This window comes from Acinetobacter sp. ANC 5045 (assembly GCF_004331005.1).
Taxonomy (GTDB): Bacteria; Pseudomonadota; Gammaproteobacteria; order Pseudomonadales; family Moraxellaceae; genus Acinetobacter; species Acinetobacter towneri.
In genome coordinates, this window is record NZ_SJNS01000005.1 from 45,885 (window position 1) to 69,008 (window position 23,124).

General features: G+C 41.2%; 23 protein-coding genes. 10 read left to right on the plus strand and 13 right to left on the minus strand.

From position 1 onward, the window contains the following. The first annotated feature begins 106 nt into the window (after nt 1-106). Nucleotides 107-1,318, plus strand: coding sequence for an aspartate aminotransferase family protein (locus E0H79_RS05955; protein ID WP_131261143.1), 1,212 nt, complete (start codon nt 107-109; stop codon nt 1,316-1,318). A gap of 82 nt (nt 1,319-1,400) precedes the next feature. Here E0H79_RS05955 and E0H79_RS05960 read toward each other — a convergent pair whose 3' ends face one another. From E0H79_RS05960 to surE, 3 genes are all read right to left on the minus strand, one after another. Further along, the gene (locus tag E0H79_RS05960) at nt 1,401-2,330 is read right to left on the minus strand and encodes a LysR family transcriptional regulator (protein WP_131261144.1); all 930 of its coding nucleotides are present in this window, start codon (nt 2,328-2,330) and stop codon (nt 1,401-1,403) included. A 95-nt stretch (nt 2,331-2,425) separates the two neighbouring features. Continuing rightward, entirely contained in the window at nt 2,426-3,253 is an 828-nt protein-coding gene (locus E0H79_RS05965; RefSeq protein ID WP_096901076.1) for a peptidoglycan DD-metalloendopeptidase family protein, read from the minus strand. Between the two features lie 106 nt (nt 3,254-3,359). Further along, nucleotides 3,360-4,136: a 5'/3'-nucleotidase SurE gene (gene surE, locus E0H79_RS05970; RefSeq protein ID WP_131261145.1), complete on the minus strand. Its 777-nt coding sequence runs from the start codon at nt 4,134-4,136 to the stop codon at nt 3,360-3,362. Between the two features lie 211 nt (nt 4,137-4,347). Here surE and E0H79_RS05975 point away from each other — a divergent pair, with 211 nt between their 5' ends. The 4 genes from E0H79_RS05975 to E0H79_RS05990 all read left to right on the plus strand — a co-directional run bounded on the left by E0H79_RS05975 (nt 4,348) and on the right by E0H79_RS05990 (nt 7,332). Then, complete coding sequence (locus tag E0H79_RS05975) at nt 4,348-4,719, plus strand: MCR_0457 family protein (RefSeq protein ID WP_026438310.1); 372 nt, start codon at nt 4,348-4,350, stop codon at nt 4,717-4,719. A gap of 317 nt (nt 4,720-5,036) precedes the next feature. Continuing rightward, nucleotides 5,037-5,429: an MCR_0457 family protein gene (locus tag E0H79_RS05980; RefSeq protein WP_004971644.1), complete on the plus strand. Its 393-nt coding sequence runs from the start codon at nt 5,037-5,039 to the stop codon at nt 5,427-5,429. 117 nt (nt 5,430-5,546) lie between these two features. Further along, complete coding sequence (gene dacC / locus E0H79_RS05985) at nt 5,547-6,695, plus strand: D-alanyl-D-alanine carboxypeptidase PBP5/6 (RefSeq protein ID WP_004971646.1); 1,149 nt, start codon at nt 5,547-5,549, stop codon at nt 6,693-6,695. A gap of 106 nt (nt 6,696-6,801) precedes the next feature. Continuing rightward, nucleotides 6,802-7,332, plus strand: a complete 531-nt coding sequence (locus E0H79_RS05990; RefSeq protein WP_004971648.1) for a gamma carbonic anhydrase family protein — start codon at nt 6,802-6,804, stop codon at nt 7,330-7,332. A gap of 42 nt (nt 7,333-7,374) precedes the next feature. Here the strand turns inward: E0H79_RS05990 and E0H79_RS05995 are convergent, their stop codons facing one another. Beyond that, a complete protein-coding gene (locus E0H79_RS05995) occupies nt 7,375-7,581 on the minus strand; it encodes a DNA-binding protein (RefSeq protein WP_104851773.1) in 207 nt (68 codons plus the stop codon). Nucleotides 7,582-7,714: 133 nt separating this feature from the next. On the opposite strand from E0H79_RS05995, the gene E0H79_RS06000 reads away from it, so the two are divergent. From E0H79_RS06000 to E0H79_RS06020, 5 genes are all read left to right on the plus strand, one after another. Beyond that, nucleotides 7,715-8,200, plus strand: a complete 486-nt coding sequence (locus E0H79_RS06000; RefSeq protein WP_131261146.1) for an NUDIX hydrolase — start codon at nt 7,715-7,717, stop codon at nt 8,198-8,200. Between the two features lie 4 nt (nt 8,201-8,204). Continuing rightward, nucleotides 8,205-9,338 (plus strand): tRNA 2-thiouridine(34) synthase MnmA, encoded by a 1,134-nt coding sequence (gene mnmA, locus E0H79_RS06005; protein ID WP_096901081.1) that lies wholly within the window; start codon nt 8,205-8,207, stop codon nt 9,336-9,338. A 12-nt stretch (nt 9,339-9,350) separates the two neighbouring features. Then, a complete protein-coding gene (gene hflD / locus E0H79_RS06010) occupies nt 9,351-10,082 on the plus strand; it encodes a high frequency lysogenization protein HflD (RefSeq protein ID WP_004971659.1) in 732 nt (243 codons plus the stop codon). 55 nt (nt 10,083-10,137) lie between these two features. Beyond that, the gene (purB, locus tag E0H79_RS06015) at nt 10,138-11,526 is read left to right on the plus strand and encodes an adenylosuccinate lyase (RefSeq protein WP_019837658.1); all 1,389 of its coding nucleotides are present in this window, start codon (nt 10,138-10,140) and stop codon (nt 11,524-11,526) included. Nucleotides 11,527-11,617: 91 nt separating this feature from the next. Next, nucleotides 11,618-12,238 carry a DUF2238 domain-containing protein gene (locus E0H79_RS06020; protein WP_004971662.1) on the plus strand — a complete coding sequence of 207 codons (621 nt, stop codon included), beginning with the start codon at nt 11,618-11,620 and terminating at the stop codon, nt 12,236-12,238. 30 nt (nt 12,239-12,268) lie between these two features. On the opposite strand, the gene E0H79_RS06025 is transcribed toward E0H79_RS06020, so the two are convergent. From E0H79_RS06025 to E0H79_RS06065, 9 genes are all read right to left on the minus strand, one after another. After that, complete coding sequence (locus E0H79_RS06025; protein ID WP_004971665.1) at nt 12,269-12,895, minus strand: cytochrome b/b6 domain-containing protein; 627 nt, start codon at nt 12,893-12,895, stop codon at nt 12,269-12,271. Nucleotides 12,896-13,067: 172 nt separating this feature from the next. Further along, complete coding sequence (gene sohB / locus E0H79_RS06030; protein WP_004971667.1) at nt 13,068-14,030, minus strand: protease SohB; 963 nt, start codon at nt 14,028-14,030, stop codon at nt 13,068-13,070. A gap of 73 nt (nt 14,031-14,103) precedes the next feature. Continuing rightward, entirely contained in the window at nt 14,104-14,748 is a 645-nt protein-coding gene (locus E0H79_RS06035; RefSeq protein WP_131261147.1) for a hypothetical protein, read from the minus strand. Between the two features lie 95 nt (nt 14,749-14,843). Continuing rightward, complete coding sequence (gene pstB, locus E0H79_RS06040; RefSeq protein WP_004971671.1) at nt 14,844-15,770, minus strand: phosphate ABC transporter ATP-binding protein PstB; 927 nt, start codon at nt 15,768-15,770, stop codon at nt 14,844-14,846. 15 nt (nt 15,771-15,785) lie between these two features. Continuing rightward, entirely contained in the window at nt 15,786-17,174 is a 1,389-nt protein-coding gene (gene pstA, locus E0H79_RS06045) for a phosphate ABC transporter permease PstA (RefSeq protein ID WP_131261148.1), read from the minus strand. Continuing rightward, nucleotides 17,174-18,553 (minus strand): phosphate ABC transporter permease subunit PstC, encoded by a 1,380-nt coding sequence (gene pstC, locus E0H79_RS06050; RefSeq protein ID WP_004971674.1) that lies wholly within the window; start codon nt 18,551-18,553, stop codon nt 17,174-17,176. The genes pstA and pstC overlap by 1 nt, the downstream gene beginning before the upstream one ends. A gap of 100 nt (nt 18,554-18,653) precedes the next feature. Further along, nucleotides 18,654-19,676, minus strand: a complete 1,023-nt coding sequence (locus E0H79_RS06055) for a substrate-binding domain-containing protein (RefSeq protein ID WP_096901088.1) — start codon at nt 19,674-19,676, stop codon at nt 18,654-18,656. Between the two features lie 474 nt (nt 19,677-20,150). Beyond that, entirely contained in the window at nt 20,151-21,683 is a 1,533-nt protein-coding gene (locus tag E0H79_RS06060; RefSeq protein WP_004971679.1) for a pyridoxal phosphate-dependent decarboxylase family protein, read from the minus strand. Between the two features lie 4 nt (nt 21,684-21,687). Then, nucleotides 21,688-23,061 carry a diaminobutyrate--2-oxoglutarate transaminase gene (locus tag E0H79_RS06065; protein ID WP_004971681.1) on the minus strand — a complete coding sequence of 458 codons (1,374 nt, stop codon included), beginning with the start codon at nt 23,059-23,061 and terminating at the stop codon, nt 21,688-21,690. Nucleotides 23,062-23,124 lie beyond the last annotated feature (63 nt).

The window sequence follows — 23,124 nt, forward strand, 5'->3', positions numbered from 1 at the left end:
ACGTCTAAAGCAATAAATCCAATTTTATTTACAATTAGGCTTTTCATCTGCAGTAGATTTTGCTTATATAAGTTTTTCCCTCCAACCTAACAGATAAGAGTTAGTCATGAATAACATTACCCTTGCTCCTGTGCAAACTGATCAACCATCACATTTGATGCCTGTATTTGGCCGTCAGCCGATCAGCTTTGTCCGCGGTCGAGGTTCTTATCTTTATACTGAAGATGGCACAGAATATTTAGATGCACTTACAGGCATTGCCGTATGTGGTTTAGGTCACGCACACCCTGCAATTACCGAAGCCATTGCAGATCAGGCGGCTACCTTAATTCACACCAGTAACTTGTTTGAAGTGCCGTGGCAGACTGCTGCTGCACAAAAATTGGCGCAAGTTGCTGGCATGGAAGAAGTGTTTTTTTCAAACAGTGGCGCAGAGTCTAACGAAGGTGCAATTAAAATTGCACGTAAATTCGGTCATATGCAAGGCGTAGCCAATCCTAAAATTATTGTTGCAGATCACTCTTTCCACGGTCGTACTTTGGCTACCCTGTCTGCAACTGGCAATAAAAAAGTTCAGGAAGGTTTTGCACCTTTGGTTGAAGGCTTTATTCGTGTGCCTTTTGGTGATGTCGAAGCCATTGAAGAAGCTGCGATTCAGCATCCTGATATTGTGGCTATTTTAGTCGAGCCGATTCAGGGTGAAGGCGGTGTGAATACTGCACCACAAGGCTTTAGCTACCTAGAAGACATCCGCCGTATTTGTAATCAACACAACTGGCTGATGATGCTGGATGAAGTACAAACAGGAAATGGTCGTACAGGTAAATTCTTTGCTTATCAGCACACCAATATTGTGCCTGATGTATTGACTACAGCGAAAGGTTTGGGCAATGGCTTCCCAATTGGTGCAGTCATGACTCAAGGTCGTGGTGTGGGCGTTCTTACTGCTGGTAATCATGGCTCAACCTACAGTGGTACTGCGTTAGGTTCACGCGTGGTTTACACTGTTATTGACACCATCCAGAAAGAAAACTTGGTAGAAAATGCAGCAAAAATGGGTGGCTACATTGTGGAACAATTGCGTCAACAACTCGCAGACCAAAATGTAAGCGTGCGTGGTTTTGGCTTGATGATTGGTATTGAATTACCAAAACCATGTGCAGAGTTGGTCGATATTGCCCGCGATGAATACAAAATGATTATTAACGTAACTGCAGGTTCTGTAGTGCGTTTATTGCCAACATTAAATATTACTCAAGCCCAGGCAGATCAATTGATTGAACGCCTTGTAGCAATGATTAAAAAATTCTTGGCTTAAATAAATCCCTAACAAAAAGCCGCAGTTTGAACTGCGGCTTTTTGCTAACTAAATGGTCGATCAGTATATTATCAACATTCAATTAAGATGCTTCTTGAAACACTCGCCCACCCGGCAATTGAGAAAAATATTGTTTTAAGGCTTCCAAACAACGATGTACTTTCATCGGTTGTTGCTCATGTTTGGAAATGATTGCATACAAGGTAAATGCGGGTAATTTCCACTCAGGCAAAATTTCAACCAAACTGCCATTAAGCAAATCTTTTTGAATATCCAAATGCAAAATTCGCGCAAGCCCATGCCCTTGCATACACAAAGATTTAGACACCAACACATTATTGGTCGATAGACGCGAGCCCAACTCTACATCCACATTTTCAGCAGTGCTGATATGCTTAAAATTGAGTTGCTGAAAATTCTTCATAATGGTTAATGGAATTAACTCGTGATGTTTTAAATCTTCAGGACGTGAAATGGGCGCGGTTTGATTTAAATAACTAGGTGATGCGACTAAAACTTGGTCAATAAGTGCAATAGGAATCACATGCTGGTTTTGATCTTCAATTATTGGACTCATACGCAGCGCAATATCAATACGACCATCAATCAGGTCAATGTATTGATTGTCGGTTTCTAGATGTACAGACAAGCCACGATGGGCAGACAGCCAATGAGAAAGTGCGGGAATCACATGGTTCGCGGCTAATTCTGGAGTGGTGGCAATTCTTAAATCACCGACCAAATCATCTCTTAACTCATTAATGCGTATTTTACCACGCTCAGCAGCGGCGAGCATTTCTTGACAACTGTGGAAAAAAGCTTGTCCTGCTTCAGTCAAACTCAGTTTTCTAGTAGAACGATGCAGAAGCGTGACTTCCATATCTTGTTCTAGTGAACGGATTTGCTGACTGACGGCGCTGGTGGTGATCCCTAAATCACGTGCTGCACCGCTAAACGAGCTTTTTTCAACAACACAAGCAAATACACCCATTGCTCGAAGTTGATCTAACATAAATTCCCTCTGAAATTATAATCGTTGCCCTCATCTATCGATAAAAGCAACTTATTGTATTATACGGTGAAATTTATGTTTTGTATTTGCAAAATTTAATTTATTGGTAAAACATTAGTTGGATTGATTGGCTTGCCATCTAGACGTACCTGAAACTCCAACATGGTACGTGTTGCACCAGAAGAACCCATTTCAGCAATCTTTTGACCCGCTGTGACATTTTGACCACTGCTCACATTCATCTTACTGTTATGTGCATAGGCGGTGATATAACCATCAATGTGCTTGATTAAAATCAAGTTCCCATATTCTTTTAATCCATCTGCAGCATAAACCACCTGCCCATCTGCTGCGGCATAAATTGGATCGCCCACATTGCCACCGTAACGAATTCCTTTGATATTACTTGCCAAATTAAACTGTGCAATCACAGCACCTTGTGATGGTTTCACCCAGCGCAATGTGCTGCTACGCACAGGTGTACTTGGTGTGGTTGAGCTAGTGGTCGTGGTTGTAGTCGATGTTACCGGTGCAGGTGTCACAGGTGTCGTTGGTAATGTGACTGTTTGACGTTGAATTGGTGCAGCCTGTGTTACAGGGCGAGTGCTTGTTGTACGTGGTGCATTGCCCGCTTTCAAACGAATCGACTGCCCGACATAAATACGATACGGCGGTGCAATATCATTCATTTCTGCAATGCTGAGATAGCTCAAACCATAACGTGCAGCGATACCACTTAAAGTATCACCCGAACGCACAGTATAAAAATTCGGCGCTGTTGCATAACGCGCAGAATTATTCACTTGAGGTTTAGAGGCACAACCACTCAACACGACGGTAGCCACAACAGCACTTGATAACACTAAGGTTTTCAACAATGCTGTTGGTGTGCTAAATAAACGATACTGAAACACCACAGGCATTCTTTCCTCTCTACAAATTCTAAATATTTTCTATTGCGCTAAGAGTAGCAAAAAAGTCCTTGTAATGAGGCTTACAAGCTACTTTTTCACAAAGTTATAACATTAGTTAGCCAATTTGGGAAAATTGACTGTGCAATGATTGCAAAACGTCATAATTGGTGGCATCCATCTGAATTGGTGTCACGCTGACATAGCCATTTGCTACCGCAAAAAAATCAGACTCAATTTCAGTTAAGCCTTTTTTCGGTGCAGCCACTGCCTCGCCCGACAAACCAATCCAATACACTTGACGCCCTCGTGGATCGACCTGACTAGTAATTGGCTTAGATTGGGTACGCTGTCCTTGATAGGTAATTTTTGTGCCCTGCAACACTGGCACATCTGGAATATTCACATTAAAAATATGTCGTGCAGGTAAACTTGGTAAACCTTGAGCAATAAAGTCATGTACCCACTGCGCTGCCTGCATATAATCTTGCGGATGCTGATAAGCACGTACATTATGCCCTGCAAGTGATACCGCAATCGCAGGCTGTTTCATCAAACGTCCTTCAAATGCCGCACCGACTGTGCCTGAGTACAGTACATCATCCCCTAGATTTGCACCGCTGTTAATGCCGCTGACCACCAAATCAAATTCGAAATCGAACAATCCATTCATCGACAAATAGACACAGTCTGCAGGTGTACCATTCACTGCCCAGAAATCTTCAGCAATTTGCACAGGACGTAATGGTCGGTCTAAAGTCAGCGCACTCGAAAAACCACTGCGTTCACTTTCGGGTGCAACAATCACCACGCGACCCAAAGGTTTTAAGGCTTTCGCCAAAGCTTGGATACCAGGTGCAAACACGCCATCATCATTGGCTATCAAAATATTCACAGAAAAATCTCAGATAAAACAAATATAAAGGTTATATACTAATATATAGCAACGTCGGTTCAATCTTAAACTTGTTTGTGCCTGATTCATGCCTAAGCACATTTAATAAGCACACGACAACAAAATGACTGATCAGCACATTTCATTGAAATATACAAAAGATTATATATATTTAGCGCTTAACATCCATCCAAAAATATATGTGATTCTCATGATTTTAGCTTTGTCATTTCGTCGTTTATTGGGTCTAGGTTTTGCTGCTGTATTAACGCAGTCTGTAATTGCAGAAGATTTGACTGCAGCAGAAGCCAATACGATTGTGAAAGAAGATGTTGCAGCGGCACAAGTCATGACTGAAATGTGCCCTGCACTGATTGGAAAAAATGCAAAATTAGATGCCAATATTCAAGCACTGATTCAAACTTATCTACAAGATTATTCAGAATCGAACATGACGCTTGCCAAACTACAAGCCGACGCAGAATATCAATCCGTTTTAGCTGAAGCGCGTGAAGCAGCAAAAGATACAGCCAAAGAAGAGCAAAAAGTAGTGTGTCAGGAAGCTTTAGAATTAGCACTTTAAATCACATGATTTAAATACTATTTTGAGCCTGTAAATAATTTTGCATACTCACCCTTTAAGGCAAACTTTCAAAGTTTGCCTTAAATTTTATGCTTAGTTTTTATATCTGGTATTTTTCCACTATTATTTTACGCTTTATATCAAGCCACTGATTTTCAAATTTCAGACTTTAATCTTCACTTTTTATACATGATTTGCGCTCAGATCACACAGCTTTAATACATTTTCACTCTTTCAATTCGCAAATAAATGATTCATCTTATAAGCACTTAAATGAATCGGTAGATTCAGTTCAAACAATATTTAAGGTACTTGATATGCAATTTTCTGGCTTAAAAAATTCACGTGCAGTTCATTTTTTTGGCGCAGTTGCGCTCAGTTTGGGTTTAAGTCAAGCCGCAATTGCGCAAGAAGAAAATATTGAAGTGACGCCATTACAACAAGTGACTCAGCAAGAATTAGCCGCTATTTATGTGTTATCTGAAGTTTGCCCTTCACTAGTCAAAGAACAAGATCAATTTCATCAGGGTTATACAAAACTTGCCCAAGAATATATGCCTAAAGAAAAAGACGCTGTTACTGCCTTAAGTAAACTCAGCAAACAAAAAAGCTTCCAGCCAATTTTAAAAGAAGCCCGTGCCGATGCCAAAGCTGCTGGAACAGCCAAAAACCAAGCAATTTGCCAAGAATTGACAGCATATAGCAGATAATACAATTTGGTTACAATACTTTTATCAATAAGCCGATTTCTCCCATAGAAGTCGGCTGAGCTTTGCCCTAAAATGCTAGCTCTTTTGTGCATACCTCAAGTATTGGAACCTCTTAGAATGACCCCAAAAAGCGCCCTTGCTGCATTATTACTATTACCAAGCTTTTCTTATGCAGCAACTGTCTTAGCTACACCACCAGAACTCAATAACAAATCATACGTTTTGATGGATTATGAGACGGGACAAATTTTAGCTTCAAAAAATGAAAACGAAAAACTCGCCCCTGCCTCAATGACCAAAATGATGACTAGTTTCATCATTGAACAAAAGTTATTAAAAGGCGAACTCACGGAAGATGAACAAGTCCGCATGAATGAGTCTGCATGGTGTCGTGGCAGCAGCACAGAATCATGTATGTATGTTCCTTTAAATGGCACAGCAACCGTACTTGAAATGCTACGCGGAATTATCGTGCAATCGGGCAACGATGCATCTAAAGCCATGGCAGAGCACATTGCAGGTAATGAAGGCACATTCGTTCACATGATGAATGAAGAAGCCAAACGTATTGGCATGAGCAATACCCAGTTTATGAACTCTACGGGTATGCCTGCTGAAGGTCACTTTTCTACCGCAAAAGATATGGCGACTTTAGCGCAGCACATCATCCATGACAGCTCAAAATACTACCCAATTTATTCTGAAAAAGAGTTTTCTTTTAATGGAATTAAACAAGGCAACCGTAATGCCCTGTTATATACCGACCCAAGCGTGGATGGTTTAAAAACAGGTCATACCAACGAAGCGGGTTACTGCTTAACCACTTCATCTAAACGTGGCCCAATGCGTTTAATTTCGGTGATTTTTGGTGCGCCAACCATGCAAGCTCGTGCAACTCAAACTCGTGAATTGTTAGCTTGGGGTTATGCAAACTACGAAACTGTACGTGTACAGCCTGCCAACCAAGTCTTAGCTAAAGCAAAAGTATGGTACGGTAAAAGCAAAGAAGCACAAATTGGTTTGCCAGAAAACTTTAACGTGACCATGCCAAAAGGCAAAGCCAACCAAATTAAAACTCAATTGGTGGTTCAACCTAAATTGACTGCTCCTTTGAAAAAAGGTCAAGTGATTGGTAAATATGTCGCAACCTTAGATGGTAAAGTGATTGCTGAAAAACCATTGGTGGCGTTGCAGGAAGTGGAAGAAGCGGGTTTCTTTGCACGTATGCTAGACCATATCAAACAATTCTTTAGCAACTTATTCTAAGATTCATAAGCTTAGACTAAAGCGCAAAGCACACATGCCCGCATGTGTGCTTTTTTATTTTATACTGTCCTCAATCCTAAATTTATAAGCTAAAGATTTGTCCATCATGAAAAAAAATGTGCGTGCTTATTTAGAGCAAACCCCAAAAATTGACGCAAGCTGTTATGTAGATGAATTGTCGGTGGTGATTGGTGATGTGCATTTGGCCGCAAATGTATCGGTTTGGCCATTTGCCGTGATTCGTGGTGATGTTAACCATATTCGGATTGGTCAAAATTCCAATGTGCAAGATCATGCCATGCTGCATGTTAGCCATAAAAAAGCCGACAAACCTGAAGGTTCACCGCTGATTATTGGCGAAGATGTCACAGTTGGACATGGTGTGACCTTACACGGCTGCACCATTGGCAATCGGGTGTTATTGGGCATCAACACAATTGTTTTGGATGATGTCATTATTGAAGATGATGTAATGATTGGCGCAGGGTCTTTAGTGCCACCGCGTAAGCGTTTGGAAAGTGGCTATTTGTACGTGGGTAGCCCTGTGCAAAAAGTTCGTCCTTTAACCGACAAGGAAAAAGAGTTTTTGCCTTATTCTGCACGGCACTATGTAAAAGTGGCGGGGAATTATCAATAATCCACCCCTCAAAGTTCTTTTTGATTGTTGTAATTTGAGGGATTACACGTTCTGCACCGTTAATTTTAAACTCAGTGTATGAATGACATGATTAATCTTATCAAATCGAGAGGCTGAATCTTGACTTAGAGTTTTATACAAAGCTTTACGGTCAATATCTGCCTCTTTTTCTATTTGTGCAATAGCTTTGACTTTGGCAACAACACCTAGCGCAAATGAGATCACATCCAGCATCACCAAATGAATCAAAGAACAAAGTACCCCTCACATCTTCCCACAACTACACAAACCTACATTTACAGTTTTAAAGAAATCCCCTTTCAACATAGCCACATCCCCCTAAATTTTGTAGAATATGCGTTTTACCCCATGGTGCTTTTCAATGACCGCTTGGACTGCTCACGTTACTGTCGCCACCGTTATCGAAAAAAACGGAAAATTCCTGTTTGTTGAAGAACATACAGAAGGTGTGACGCATAGCGTGTTTAATCAGCCTGCAGGGCATGTTGAAGCTAGCGAAAGCTTAATTGAAGCAGCAATACGTGAAACCATGGAAGAAACTGGGCATCGGGTGAAAATTAATGCCTTACTCGGTATTTATAGCTATACTCCGCCTATGTTTCCTGACCGCACCTATTATCGCTTCTGCTTTCTAGCCGAATCGCTGCAACATGATGCGCAAGCCCAGCTCGATCCCGATATTATTGGTACAGTATGGATGTCTGCAGACGAACTGGCTGAATCAGCACGTGCCCGAAGTCCGTTGGTACTGAAAGCGGTTCAAGATGCGCTCAGTGGTCAATCTTATCCTTTATCGCTCATTTACGAGCACCAAAATTCTCCCCTTATTTCTAGTTTGGATGCCTAATCCTATGCAACAACGTGTCATCGTCGGTATGTCAGGTGGTGTAGATTCATCTGTTTCTGCTGCACTTCTACTTCAACAAGGTTATCAGGTTGAAGGGCTTTTCATGAAAAACTGGGAAGAAGATGACGGCACTGAATATTGCACCGCGATGGAAGATCTTGCCGATGCGCAAGCGGTGTGCGACAAGCTAGGCATTAAGTTGCATACAGCCAACTTTGCGATGGAATATTGGGATCGGGTTTTTGAGCATTTTCTTGCCGAATATGCCGCAGGACGCACGCCAAACCCAGATATTTTATGCAATAAAGAAATTAAGTTCCGTGCCTTTTTAGATCACGCCATGAATTTAGGCGCAGATTTTATCGCCACAGGTCACTACGCTCGTCGTGGTGGAACGCAGTACAACTCCAAAGGTGAAGCATACGCTCCACTGTTACGTGGTTTAGATAAAAATAAAGATCAAACCTATTTCTTACATGCAGTGCATGGTCGTGAAATCAATAAAACCTTGTTCCCTGTGGGCGAAATTGAAAAGCCGCAAGTCCGAAAAATTGCCGAAGAACTAGATTTAGTCACTGCCAAGAAAAAAGACTCGACAGGGATTTGCTTTATTGGTGAACGTCGCTTTAATGATTTCTTAAAACAATATTTGCCTGCTCAAGCTGGAAAAATTGTTTTAGACGATGGCAAAGAGGTTGGTGAACATCACGGCTTAATGTACTATACGCTCGGTCAGCGTGGCGGGATTGGTATTGGCGGCTTAAAAGGTGTTGCTGAAGGTGCATGGTTTGTCCTGCATAAAGATATTGAAAACAATCGTTTAGTGATTGGTCAAGGTCATGAACATCCACTCATGCAAAGCACTATTTTATGGAGCGAAGCAATTGATTGGGTGGCAGGTGAACAAGAAATTCCAGCGTCAGGCTTCCGTTGTACTTGTCGCACTCGCTATCGCCAAGATGATCAGGACTGTGTAATTTTCAATGATGACAGCATGCCTGGCGGTGTACGTGTGGAATTTGATGAACCACAACGTGCAGTCACTCCTGGTCAAAGTGTCGTATTCTATTCAGGCGAAATGTGTTTAGGCGGTGGTGTGATTCACCATACCAATGCACCTAAACCCGATTTTATTTAAGGATTGTTTTGGATGACAGAGTTACCGTTTCAACAGTCACCAACTCTGAATGTTCGCCAAAATCGTGCCTTGGCGTTAGCGGGTGTGTTTCAAGCCACCCAGCTCACGCACATGACTGCACTCACAGGCAGACAAAGTATTGGTGAAAGCGGTAACTTTTATTTTGAGCAATTAATTAAAGCCAGTTTAAATATCCGTCCAAGTAGCAATCACAGTTCGCAAACTTTGGATTTTTTTAATCATTTGGCCGATATTTCTTTGGGTTTAAAAACGCTAGAAAGCAGCATCAACCAACCTTTTAATACTGCTCCTAAATCGCGTTTACCTAAACTATCCAATACCAAACTACCCATGTCGTATGCGATGGCACTCTTACAATTAGAAAAGAAAGTGTATAGCAATCCTAAATACGTCGAAATTATTGAGCAGTCACAGCAAAAAATCTTAAAACAACTTTCATTTTTTGATCATAACTATTTGCATCCCAGTATTATTGCCAATTTAGCCCAAACCTATGTCGATACTGCGGGACAAATTAACCCGCGCATTATGGTACGTGGCAATGCAGAAGCATTTAAGGATTCTGCACATACCAACCGAATTCGAGCTTCGCTTTTTACAGGCTTACAAATGGCACACCTTTGGCGTCAACTTGGTGGCAGTTCATGGGGCATGGTATTTAGCAAACGTAAATTATTACGTGATATTCAAGATCTGGCGCGTTTACAGTATCAGGTGGTTTAAACCATGCTGAACACGCTTTTGTTTTAGGTTTAATTCCAAAGTTTAAGGAATCGATATGAACGCTTTAACCGCACTTTCTCCATTAGATGGGCGCTATGCAAGCAAATGTGATGCTCTCCGCCCTTTCCTCTCTGAGTTTGGTTTAATCCATGCTCGTGTGACTGTTGAAGTGCGTTGGTTACAAGCGCTTGCCAATCGTCCTGAAATTACCGAAGTACCTGCTTTCAGTGCTGCAACGAATGCTGCATTAGATGCAATTGTTGCAGATTTCTCTGAAGATGATGCCAACCGCATTAAAGAAATTGAACGCACCACCAACCATGACGTAAAAGCAGTTGAATATTTCTTAAAAGAAAAAATTGCCAACATTGATGAGTTAAAAAATGCAGGTGAGTTCATTCACTTTGCTTGTACTTCAGAAGACATCAACAACTTGTCACATGCTTTAATGCTTAAAAATGGTCGTGAAGTATTGGTTGCAGCGATGCAGCAAATCATTGATTCGATTGTTGCATTGGCAGAAAAACACGCAGATCAACCAATGTTGTCACGTACTCACGGTCAAACTGCAAGCCCAACAACTTTGGGTAAAGAAATGGCAAACGTGGCATATCGTCTTGCACGTCAAATCAAACAGTTCAAGCAAGTTGAGCTTTTGGGCAAAATCAATGGTGCAGTAGGTAACTACAACGCTCACCTTTCTGCATACCCAGAAATCAACTGGCCTGCACATTCTCAAGCATTTGTAGAATCTTTAGGTTTAAGCTTTAACCCATACACGACTCAAATTGAGCCACACGACTATATGGCAGAATTGTTTGATGCGCTACGTCGTTTCAACACCATTCTAATCGACTTCAACCGTGACGTTTGGGGCTACATCTCACTTGGTTTCTTCAAGCAAAAACTGAAAGAAGGTGAAGTTGGTTCTTCAACCATGCCGCACAAAGTAAACCCAATTGACTTTGAAAACTCTGAAGGTAACTTGGGTATCGCCAATGCAGTCTTGGCTCACTTAGGCGAAAAATTACCAATCTCTCGCTGGCAACGTGACTTAACTGACTCGACTGTATTGCGTAATATGGGTGTTGGTTTTGCACAAAGCTTGATCGCATTTGAAGCTTGCTCTAAAGGTATTGGCAAACTTGAATTGAACGCACAACGTATTCTTGAAGATTTAGACAATGCTCAAGAAGTATTGGCTGAGCCAATTCAAACTGTGATGCGTCGTTATAACATCGAAAAACCATACGAAAAATTAAAAGCTCTTACACGTGGTCAAGCTATGACACGTGACATGATGGTAGATTTCGTGAATGGTAATGAGTTGGAAGGCGTTCCTGCAGCAGATCGCGCACGTTTAGCGACAATGACGCCTGCAACTTACACAGGTAATGCAGCTGAACAAGCAAAACAAATTCAAGATTTAATTGCTAAAATCTAATTTGTAAAAGCATTCATCACAATACAAAAATGCGAAGCTTCGGCTTCGCATTTTTATTAGAATAAAACAAATCTTCCAACTTAAACATCACATGCAAAATCAATTCCGCATTCAACATTACTGTGCTTTAGGCTTGGTTATACTCGCCATGCTTGCTGCCAGTATTCAACCACTGGAATTTGAATCGTATCTACTGCATCAGGCAGGCACAGTTTTTATGCTCGCGGCTTTATTGATTGCGTTTAAAAAAGTAGGACTGAGTTTTTCTAGCTTTGTGCTGTATTTAATATTTTTACTGATTCATATTGTCGGAGCACATTATCTGTATTCTTATGTGCCCTATAATGATTGGATTTTGCACAGCTTTGGCTTCAATTTAGATCAGAGCATGGGTTGGTCACGCAATATGTATGACCGTTTTGTGCATTTGGCTTATGGTATTTTGCTCTATCCTGTTTTATTGCGCTTGTTTGAAGTCTGGTTTCCAAAAAACAAACCTATCGTTTTATATCTTTTGGTCATTCAATTTATCATGGCAAGCAGTTTAATTTATGAATGGGTGGAATGGCTCATTGCGCTTGGCTTATCGCCAGAAGATGCTGAAAATTATAATGGTCAGCAAGGTGATATTTGGGATGCACACATGGATATGCTTTTAGCAACGATAGGAGCAATGCTGATGGGATGCTTCTACTTGATCAAGAAACCCTAACAGGATGCCTCTTTCGTACTAAATCCAAATTTATTGCCAATACCACCACCAGAAGCCAGCTAAACTTGCGACTGAAATCATCCAGATCAACACCGTTAATACTGCAGGTTTACCTGAACCCCAAAACATGGTTTTGGCAAGCCATTTTTTAAACAATACGCTGCTTAAAGTTAAGCTCGCTAAATGCACCAATACCGCAGCTAAGAATAAATTTGCTGCAAATTCATGTAGCTCTTTTAAAGTATGACTTTGGGTATAATCGGTGAAAAATCCAACCAACACAGTTAAAGGCAATGCCAACCAAATCAACAAAATACTGAATTGAAACGCACTGGAACTGCCTGACTTTAAAAACGGTAATGAAAAAAACTGCTGTGGCTGTTTCCAATCGCGTTTTACAAATTGTTGAATCATGCCTAAACGTTTAGAAATTCCTGTCGGCTGTGTGCTGTTCAACATACTCAACACCTGCCATACGATTCGTAAAGCTAAACTAATCCCCAACGTATAGCCAAAAGCCATATGTAACTGATGCCATTCTTCCGCATCACCTGTTAAGTAAGCCCCTGTAAAACTTAGCAGCATCACCACATGCAAAAAGCGAATCATTAAATCTGTAGATGTTGATTGCTTCGCGGGCACACTATTTGTTTGCATATTCAATCTATCAAGGTGGTTTTGTTCTTATCACAAAGATATAACATCAAGCTGAATTGAAAATTAAGATGCTTAAATCAAAGACCCTATATTTTTGAATAAAAGTGAATAAAAAAATTGCGCTCAATTGAGCGCAATTTTTAGATAAATTTTAGAAGTTAGATCATCACTATTACAGTTTAGGATCACGGATTTGCAACAAACTGCTGTTGGCTTTGCTTAGGCTATCAACCAGTTTATTCATCACTGCAGGAATCAAACTGTCTGCCATTTGTGCAGCTTGCAAACCCAGTTTTTCACCCAAAGTTGGCTTTTTACGGGTTTGAATCACATAAATATCATGCTGTGGCAACAAACTTAGTAAGTATTCATCTGAGGTTTGTAACTTATCTACCAAGTTTAAATCCAGTGCATCCTGACCATACCAATGCTCACCTGTTGCCACTTTTTCAACATTCAGTTGTGGACGGTATTTTTCGACAAAGTGTTTAAATAGTACATGAGTTTGTTGCAATTCTTCTTCAAACTTAGCCTTGCCTTCTTCGGTATTTTCACCAAACATGGTCACAGTGCGTTTGTATTGACCTGCTGTGTACATCTCAAAATCTATATTTTTTTCTTTGAGCAAGCGATTAAAGTTAGGCACTTGTGCCACTACGCCAATAGAACCCAAAATCGCAAATGGCGCTGACACAATTTCTGAACCAATACATGCCATCATATAGCCACCACTTGCTGCGACTTTATCGACGCAAATCGTGAGATGGAAACCTGCATCACGCAAACGTACCAATTGTGCAGCTGCAAGCCCATAACCATGCACCATACCGCCTGGACTTTCCAAACGTACCACAACACGGTCACGTCCAGCTTTGGCCGTTGCCAAAATTAGGGTGATTTCTTCACGCAATTGCTCTACAGCAGACGCAGCAGTATCACCTTTAAAATCCAACACATAAATTTTTTGATTGTTCTTTTTACGGGCGCGCGCTTCACGTGCCATTTGTTGTGAAAGTTGTAATAGCTCGAGTTTAGATGCCGTGGTTTGCGCAATTTTTTTTCGTTGTTCATTAATTCGCGCATTCAAATGACTAATCCGAATTTCGGCAGGTAGTTTAGGTAAATGAAATAACATAAAAATGAGTTCTCAATTTAATTCGGTTTATTAGGACTACATTAGGTCAATTTCGACTTTTTCAATACTTTTTCTATCTTAAAGCAGCTTCTTTTTGAATCAATCGTAAATATCGTTTAGAAATCTGCCGAACAGCCATTAAACGTACAGCAAACCAAATTTGCCCCTGATAGCAAATCCCAATAATAAGTGCGTTGATCGGCCACCAACCAAACAGTAGAAAACTACCTCTACGCTCATGATCTGAAGGTGTAAGCATTGAATAGAAACACACTAAACCTACGCAGAAACACATTACGCAAAGAAATTCACCTACTGCACTGTGCAAGAACGGTAACTTATTTTTTTGTTGTGCTTTTACATAGCGATAAAACTTAAATTTAGCATTGGCATCGATATAGTCTCGCCAAGCCTGCCGAAAATGGGGATCACTTGCTTGCTGCTGTACCCTAAAATAAACAACAAGCACTATCACACCTGAAACTATCACAAATTGATCATACAACCAACGATGATAATTGCTCATATTGAGGCTTTGAGAAGTTGGAAACCACCCATCATGGTTAAAAAACGTTGCCAATAAAATACTCAGCAAAACCAAAAGTGCTGCTATCGTCTCTGCACTATGTTGAAATCCAAACAAGGCATCGATTATTTTTTTCGTGGCTTGGCGTGCTGGTTTTGCCTGTTGTCGTTCTTCTTGTGAAGGAAACTGCATTTTTTATTTTCGCTGCGCGTACAAAACAATCAATACTATAACAAAAAAACAGAATCCTAAGATTCTGTTTTAATAGCTTTCAGGACTTAAGCAGATTAACCAAAACGCCCTGTAATATACGCTTCTGTTAATTGATGGTCTGGCTGAGTAAATACTTTTTCAGTCGCATTCACTTCAATCAAATCACCCAAATGGAAGTATGCGGTACGGTCAGATACACGCGCTGCCTGTTGCATTGAGTGCGTTACAATCGCAATCGTATATTGGGTAGAAAGTTCAGAAATTAATTCTTCTACTTTTGCCGTTGCGATTGGGTCAAGCGCCGAACATGGTTCATCCATCAAAATTACTTCTGGACTTACCGCAATGGTACGCGCGATACAAAGACGTTGTTGCTGACCACCAGAAAGACCTGTACCTGGTTGATTCAAACGATCTTTCACTTCATCCCACAAACCTGCCTTACGCAAGCTGTTTTCTACAATTTCTTCTAAATCGTACTTATCACGTGCTAAACCATGCAATTTAGGACCATAAGCCACGTTTTCAAAAATTGATTTCGGGAATGGGTTTGGCTTCTGGAACACCATGCCCACTTGCGCACGCAATAACACCACGTCAAGGTTCGGGTCATAAATGTCTTGGTTATCCAACATTACTTTACCCGTTACACGACAGCTATCAATCGTGTCGTTCATACGGTTTAAAGTACGCAAGAACGTAGATTTACCACAACCTGATGGACCAATGAAAGCAATAACTTCATTTTCATAGATATTTAAATCAATACCTTTGATGGCTTCAGATTCACCATAGTACACATGCACGTCATTGGTACTTAACTTTACATTTGAAGATTTCGCTTCTTTTTTGCTTGAAGTTTGCGTATCAAATTGTGAAACAAACGAAGTCGATGATTGCTTCTGTTCTACATCGGTAGATGTAAATTGGCTTTGTTGTGGATTCACTTGCTTATCCTGTTCTAAGGAATTCTGTTTTTCTGTGCTTGCTACAGCATTCATATTCTCTGCCCTCAATTACCAGCGTACTTCAAACTTCTTACGTAACCAAATTGCAAGGCTGTTTAAGCCAATCATTAGCGCAAGTAGTACGATAATGGCTGCAGCGGTACGTCCCTCGAAGAAGTTACGCATTTCATTACCCTGCCATAAGAAAATTTGCACAGGTAACGCAGTAGATTGATCAAGTGGAGTTGCTGGTACACTGGCAACGAAAGCACTCATACCAATTAATAACAATGGTGCGGTTTCACCTAAAGCTTGTGCGACACCAATAATTGCACCCGTTAAAATACCCGGCAATGCAAGTGGGAGTACGTGGTGGAACACTGTTTGTAAACGAGAAGCACCCAAACCTAAAGCAGCTTGACGAATAGACGGCGGCACTGCTTTTAATGATGCACGCGTGGTAATAATCACTGTTGGTAAAGTCATTAAACTCAGTACCAAACCACCGACCAATGGTGCAGACAATGGTAAATGCATCCAACCAATAAAGATCGCAGCACCCAACAAACCAAATACAATAGAAGGTACAGCGGCCAAGTTATTGATGTTCACTTCAATAATATCAGTAATCGCATTTTTTGGCGCAAATTCTTCTAAGTAAATTGCTGATGCAACACCAATTGGAATCGAAATAAAGATCACAATCAGCATCATGAATAATGAACCCATGAATGCACCTGCCAAACCAGAAGTCGCTGGAGAACTACGTGAGTCTGGGCTAACAAAAATATTGGTATTGAAAGTACTTTTAATAATACCTTGTGATTCGAGCTGATCTGCCAATTGACGTACTTCAGGGCTTAATTGTTGCTGCTCATCTGGTAAGCTGCGGTCAATCTTGCCTTCTAACCATACATCAACGTTCGCATCTGCAAGCACTTTCACTTCTTTGGTTTGACCAATTAAAGAAGGATCAGCCAAGACCATGTCACGAATACGGTATGCTTCAGAACTGGTATATAAGTAACCAAGATCATCACGCTTAGCTTCAAGCGCTTTGTCTTTCGCCACAATACCATTCACGATTAAAGCATCCCAATCGACCATACCCATTTCAGTTTGCCACGCAATCATACGGTCTTCGTATTGTGCTGGTGACTCGCCTGCAATCGCCTTAGGTTTTGGACCTGCATTGACAATCGCTGGATCGAAGTAAATTGGAAGGCTCATGCTGCTTTGCCAGAACGCAGGCAAACCTTTAGATAAGATACTGCCGAATAACAATACGACAAAGAATAAACCTGCAATAACTGCCGAGAACCCCATCAAACGGAAGGTTTTTTCCTTACGATGACGCTTACCCAATGAACTGGCGATGGTTTTTTTACGTTGTTCACGTAATTCGGCAGCAGCTTGTGGATCTAACTGATCCAAAGACGATGTATTTGAAGTACTCATTAGTCGTATTGCTCACGATATTTACGCACAATGTATAGTGCAACAATGTTCAAACCTAAGGTAATCACGAACAGGGTCAAACCAAGTGCGAAAGCAACCAATGCCTGCGGACTTGCGAAATCTGTATCACCTGTTAATTGGTTCACAATCGTAATCGTAACCGTAGATACCGCTTCTAATGGGTTTGCGTGTAGTAAAGGACTATTACCTGCAGCCAACACCACAATCATGGTTTCACCAATTGCACGTGATGCAGCAAGTAAGAATGCACCAATCACCCCTGGTAATGCAGCTGGCATCACCACGCGACGAATGGTTTCAGATTTGGTTGCACCTAAGCCTAAAGAACCATCACGTAGCGCACGCGGCACTTGCGTAATAATGTCATCAGACAATGAAGATACAAAAGGAATGATCATAATACCCATCACTAAACCAGCGGTTAATGCACTCGTGGCATTAATATCTAGTCCAATGATTGCACCCGCTGTTTTAAGGAACGGACCAATGATCATCATGGCAAATACACCGTACACAATGGTCGGAATACCTGCTAAAACTTCAATGGTCGGCTTTGCCCATGCACGGAATTTAGGCGATGCATATTCTGCAAGGTAAATGGCGATCATTAAACCAATAGGTACTGCAACTAATAAAGCAATACCACTCACCATCAATGTACCCCACAGTAATGGAAGTAAACCATAACTGCCATCTGCACTACCCGAGGTGCTAAAACCAGGGTTCCAGACTGTACCAAAGAAGAAATCCAGTGGGCTAACGAAACTAAAGAATCGCATCGCTTCACTGAACATGGACATCACAATACCAACCGTAGTTAGAATCGCAACACCAGAACATAATGCCAAAGAAATGTTGATGATTTTTTCAACTTGGTTACGTGCGCGGAATTGTTGTGAAACACGTTTCTTTGCCCACAGCAAACCAAATAAGGCCGCACAGATCACCACCGCAAGTTTGGCATAAGAACCAATGGTTTCAATTTTCGCTAATTGCTCTGCCGCTGCAACTTCGTATGCAGCAGGTGTATCACTTACACCAAAACCAGATGCAATGGCTTGTACGCGATCAACCAAAACACTTGTACTTGCAGGGTCTAGGCTTGCAGCAATGTGCGCTGGCACATTATTAATTACCACTTGCTCTAGAATACTTGGTTCAACCAAGTTCCAAACAATCAAAATTAAAAAAGCAGGAATACCACACCATAATGCTACCAACGCGCCATAATATCCTGGACGTGAATGTAACATTGCAGAGTTATTTCCCTTACCTGCTAGGTTACGGCTCTTGCTTAACCCGATTTGATAGGCTACGGCGATAATCGCCAATAACACACCTATGAGTAGCAGATTCATGTATTCTCCACTGTTTTTTCAATTTGTGTTTTTGAAAAAACATTTCTTAGCAAAAAGCTGATGGCAGGTTATTCCCTGCCATCAGCTGCTTTAACTCAAATTACTTAACCGCTTTACCAGCTTTGAAGTTAGCAAGAACTTGTGCACGCTCTTTGTCAGACATAGAGATCAAACCTGCTTTATCTAATTTAGAACCTTTACCAGATACTTTCTTGCTCAAGAAGTATTCAGTAAATTGCGGTAAACCTTTGATTGATTTAAGGTGCTCACCTTTCACGTAGAAGAACAATGGACGTGATACAGGGTAAGAACCATTTAAAATTGTGTTTTCAGATGGCGCTACGTTGTTTACAGTTGCAACACGTAAACGGTCACGGTTTTGGTCATAGAAACCTAAGCCGAATACACCTACTGCGCTTGGAGAAGTTTTCAAACGTGCCAGTGTTTCTGTGTAGTCACCCGCGATTTCGATTACACGACCATCCTTACGGAAAGTAGTACACGCTTTCTTTTGCGCATCTTTGTCTAATGCTTTGATTGCAGCATAAGCTTCACAGCCTGCATCAACCATTTTCTCTTGGAACACTTCACGTGTACCGTGGTTAGACGCTGGAATTACAAGTGTAATAGGCTCGTTTGGAAGTGTTTTGTCAATTTGGTTCCAACGTGTATATGGGTTAGCAACCATTTTACCTTTAGATGGTAATTGAGCTGCAATTGCTGCATATACATGGTAAGGCTTTAATTTGTAAGCCGCTTTGTTTGCGTTAGAAGCAAATACGATACCGTCGTAACCAATTTTAATTTCTAAAACTTGGTTTACGCCTGCTTTTTTACAAGCAGCTAATTCTGAATCTTTAATTTTACGAGATGAGTTCGCGATGTCGATTGTGTTATCACCCACACCTGTACAGAACTGCTTCAAACCACCTGAAGAACCGCCTGAACCAACAACTGGAGTTTTGAATTGTGGGAAAGTATTACCAAATTCTTCTGCTACAATACTTGCGTATGGTAGAACGGTTGAAGAACCCGCGATTTGGATGGTGTCACGAGCTGCGTTAGCAGTTGTTACAGCTGCTGCAGATACGGCTAAAGCAATGGCGATGTTAGTAAAGCGCATTCTGTTCTCTCTCATAGTATGCAAGTTCGGAGTACGTCACTTGTTATTAAGTTTTGTACTTATTTCGATAACTGCATTGTGGTTTTATAATATGACAACCATGTTACAGCTTTGTTACGCTTTGGTTATATTTGCTTTTCGTATCTGAAATAATTTTTAAATGATTTAAAATCAATAACTAATAAAACACTAGAGTGCTTATTTTTTTCAGTATTTAAATTTCAAATTGTAATAATTCATGCCAATGTCATCATTATTTATGGTTTTTTCTACCAAAATTGATGGTTTATTCGCCAATTGCGTAATTTTTATGACATCCGCAGTGCATTATTTGAGCCCAAAACACCCAATCCATCACAAAATTCAAGCAAGAACGGTACAACACTTCACTGCAATATTTTTAATCAGACACAAAAAAAGCCACCGTAGTGACTTCTTTTGTTGTATTTCATAACAATCTGAATAATGAAAGCATTAGTCGATTGGTGGCGTATAAGTACCCGCGACAATCGCATCTTTAATGCGATCTGCTTCTGCCAATACTAGGCCTAACAAGTTTTTCACGTTTTCAAGTGTTGCCACTGGACTTAAAGTCGTCATCTTCAATGATTGAACATTACCGACTTTAGTTACACCAATATTGGCCTCACCACGTGCAAATAATTCATCTGCCACGTTTTGGTTCAAGCTATCCAAGAACTCTGCAGGATAACCTTCAGGCACAACACGGAACAACACTGAAGCAAATTGTGGTTCAACCAACAATTCTAAACCTGCAGTCGCTTTAATATAATCAGCAACGTCACGGGTTAGCTTCACACCATGATCAATCATAGAACCGTAAAGCTCTTCACCTAATGCTTCAATCGTCATCCAAAGTTTCAACGCATCAAAACGACGCGTTGTTTGCAATGACTTAGACACCAAGTTTGGTACGCCATGCTCTTCATCATAAGCAGAGTTCAAATATTCTGCTTCATAGTGCATGAAACGATAGTTCGCTTCATCTTTCAGTAAGAACGCACCGCACGAAATAGTTTGGAAGTAATGCTTATGGAAATCCAGTGTCACAGAATCAGACAGCTCAATACCATCAAGCATGTCACGATGACTGTTAGAAAGAATTAATGCACCACCCCAAGCTGCGTCAATGTGCATCCACGCGCCATATTGATTAGTGATGTCACGAATCTTTTTAAGCGGATCAATCGCGCCTGCATCGGTTGTACCTGCAGTCGCAACCACACACGCAACGATCTTACCTTCAGATTTTAAATGCGCCATGGTTTGCTCAAGTGCAACCACGTCCATTTGTGCATTTTCATTAACAGGTACAGTAACAACCGATTGGAAGCCCATACCCATCATCGCCATGTTCTTTTGCACAGAGAAGTGTGCATTTTCAGAACAAATGACTTTCACATTACGCATTGCATCGCTTGGAATACCATCGCGCTGAACAGACCACGGATTACCGTTTTCATCTTTCCAGTTCTTTGCAATACACGCATCACGCGCCAATAACACACCCATCAAGTTAGACTGCGTACCACCTGAAGTGAACACGCCCGCTTGACCTGCACCATAGCCAACTTTTTGACGTAACCAGTCAATTAGTTGTACTTCCATCAATGAACCTGCAGGGCTTTGATCCCAAGAGTCCATAGATTGGTTGGTTGCGTTAATGAGAACTTCTGCAATTTGGCTTGCCACCATAGTTGGACAATGCAAATGTGCCAAAGAATGTGGATGATGAACTTTTAAACTTTTGTTTAAGAAAAGCTCAACCATGCGTTCCAATGACTTTTGTACACCCAAACCTTGTTTTGCAGGCTGGAAAGAAATCGCTTCACGCAATTCTTTAATGCTGCCGCCTGTGTACATTTTGTCATTTTGCAACCATGCCGCGACTGCTTGAGTCGCTTGTTCCATTGCTGCACTGTAGTCAGCAATGGATTGAGCATCATTGCAGAGTAACGCTTTACGATGTTCTGCAAAATCTACCATAAACTTATGCGCCTCGAACTGCGACTAACGCTTCAGCAACTGCTTTCTTGAAGCGAGCGATGACTTCTACACACTCTTCTTGAGTAATGATGAGTGGACAAAGTAAACGGATTACCGTACCACCACGACCACCTTTCTCAAGCAACAATTTGTTGTCAAAACATGCAGCTTGAACAGCAGCAGCCAATTGAGAGTCTGCTGGATAAGCACCTAAACGGTCTTTTTCTTGGCGTTCATCTACAATTTCGATACCAATCATTAAACCGCGACCACGCACGTTACCAATACATGGGAATTCAACAGCTAATTTTTTCAATTCAGCTTGTAAGAACTCACCACGCTCTTGCGCATTTTGTGCAAGGTTTTGTTCTTTAATGGTTTTAAGCACCACAAGACCAGTACCCATTGCCAATTGGTTACCACGGAAAGTACCCGTGTGACCTGCAGGCTGCCATGCGTCAAACTTACGTTTAATTGCAAGTACCGCCAATGGCAAGCCGCCACCAACAGCTTTAGACATTACAATCACGTCTGGCTCAATACCTGCATGTTCAAATGCAAACATTTTGCCTGAACGTGCAAAGCCCGCTTGAACTTCGTCTAAAATTAAAACGATGTTGTGCTTTTCAGTCACTTCGCGGATTTTTTTCAACCATTTAATTGGTGCAGTCACTACACCGCCTTCACCTTGAATTGCTTCAAGAATCACAGCTGCAGGCTTAGTTACACCGCTTTCTACATCTTCAATGAAGTTTTCAAAATAATACGTTAAAGCATCTACACCCGCTTCACCGCCAATACCAAGTGGGCAGCGGTATTCATGCGGATATGGCATAAATTGAACACCAGGCATTAAACCATTGACTGCGTTTTTTGCAGACAAGTTACCTGTCATCGCCAATGAACCATGAGTCATACCATGATAGCCACCTGAGAAGCTGATGACTGAGCTACGACCTGTATAGGTTTTTGCAAGTTTGATTGCCGCTTCTGTGCCATCTGCACCTGTAGGACCACAGAACTGCAAGCAGTATTCTTCTTGACCACCAGGCATATGTGAAAGTAACGCTTCAGTAAAAGCATCTTTCAAAGGTGTCGTTAAATCTAGGGTATGTAATGGCAAACCACTCGCTAAAGTGTCTTGGATGCTTTGAACCACCGCAGGATGGTTATGACCCAATGCCAAGGTTCCTGCCCCAGCCAAACAATCTAGGTACTCAGTACCTTCAACATCGGTAACCCAACAACCCAGTGCTTTCGCTATCGCTAACGGTAATTTACGAGGATAACTACGCACATTCGATTCCATCTGACTTTGGCGAGTCAAGTAGTATTCGTTTGTGGAATGGTTGGCAGGGTTTACAGAAGTAACGCTCATATCGAATTACCATCTCTGATATGGGTTGAAAGAAATAAGTCTGGTGACTTGCGGTCCTTTGAC

Bases quoted from the DNA above. Each gene is read 5' to 3' on its own strand.
- E0H79_RS06020 (WP_004971662.1), top strand. From the start codon at position 11,618: ATGCAAAATCAATTCCGCATTCAACATTACTGTGCTTTAGGCTTGGTT.
- E0H79_RS05960 (WP_131261144.1), bottom strand. From the start codon at position 2,330: ATGTTAGATCAACTTCGAGCAATGGGTGTATTTGCTTGTGTTGTTGAA.
- E0H79_RS05955 (WP_131261143.1), top strand. From the start codon at position 107: ATGAATAACATTACCCTTGCTCCTGTGCAAACTGATCAACCATCACAT.
- E0H79_RS06060 (WP_004971679.1), bottom strand. From the start codon at position 21,683: ATGGTAGATTTTGCAGAACATCGTAAAGCGTTACTCTGCAATGATGCT.
- E0H79_RS06025 (WP_004971665.1), bottom strand. From the start codon at position 12,895: ATGCAAACAAATAGTGTGCCCGCGAAGCAATCAACATCTACAGATTTA.
- E0H79_RS05965 (WP_096901076.1), bottom strand. From the start codon at position 3,253: ATGCCTGTGGTGTTTCAGTATCGTTTATTTAGCACACCAACAGCATTG.
- E0H79_RS05975 (WP_026438310.1), top strand. From the start codon at position 4,348: ATGATTTTAGCTTTGTCATTTCGTCGTTTATTGGGTCTAGGTTTTGCT.
- purB (WP_019837658.1), top strand. From the start codon at position 10,138: ATGAACGCTTTAACCGCACTTTCTCCATTAGATGGGCGCTATGCAAGC.
- E0H79_RS05990 (WP_004971648.1), top strand. From the start codon at position 6,802: ATGAAAAAAAATGTGCGTGCTTATTTAGAGCAAACCCCAAAAATTGAC.
- hflD (WP_004971659.1), top strand. From the start codon at position 9,351: ATGACAGAGTTACCGTTTCAACAGTCACCAACTCTGAATGTTCGCCAA.
- mnmA (WP_096901081.1), top strand. From the start codon at position 8,205: ATGCAACAACGTGTCATCGTCGGTATGTCAGGTGGTGTAGATTCATCT.
- E0H79_RS06035 (WP_131261147.1), bottom strand. From the start codon at position 14,748: ATGCAGTTTCCTTCACAAGAAGAACGACAACAGGCAAAACCAGCACGC.
- pstC (WP_004971674.1), bottom strand. From the start codon at position 18,553: ATGAATCTGCTACTCATAGGTGTGTTATTGGCGATTATCGCCGTAGCC.
- pstB (WP_004971671.1), bottom strand. From the start codon at position 15,770: ATGAATGCTGTAGCAAGCACAGAAAAACAGAATTCCTTAGAACAGGAT.
- E0H79_RS06055 (WP_096901088.1), bottom strand. From the start codon at position 19,676: ATGCGCTTTACTAACATCGCCATTGCTTTAGCCGTATCTGCAGCAGCT.
- pstA (WP_131261148.1), bottom strand. From the start codon at position 17,174: ATGAGTACTTCAAATACATCGTCTTTGGATCAGTTAGATCCACAAGCT.
- E0H79_RS06065 (WP_004971681.1), bottom strand. From the start codon at position 23,061: ATGAGCGTTACTTCTGTAAACCCTGCCAACCATTCCACAAACGAATAC.
- sohB (WP_004971667.1), bottom strand. From the start codon at position 14,030: ATGTTATTTCATTTACCTAAACTACCTGCCGAAATTCGGATTAGTCAT.
- E0H79_RS05980 (WP_004971644.1), top strand. From the start codon at position 5,037: ATGCAATTTTCTGGCTTAAAAAATTCACGTGCAGTTCATTTTTTTGGC.
- E0H79_RS06000 (WP_131261146.1), top strand. From the start codon at position 7,715: ATGACCGCTTGGACTGCTCACGTTACTGTCGCCACCGTTATCGAAAAA.
- dacC (WP_004971646.1), top strand. From the start codon at position 5,547: ATGACCCCAAAAAGCGCCCTTGCTGCATTATTACTATTACCAAGCTTT.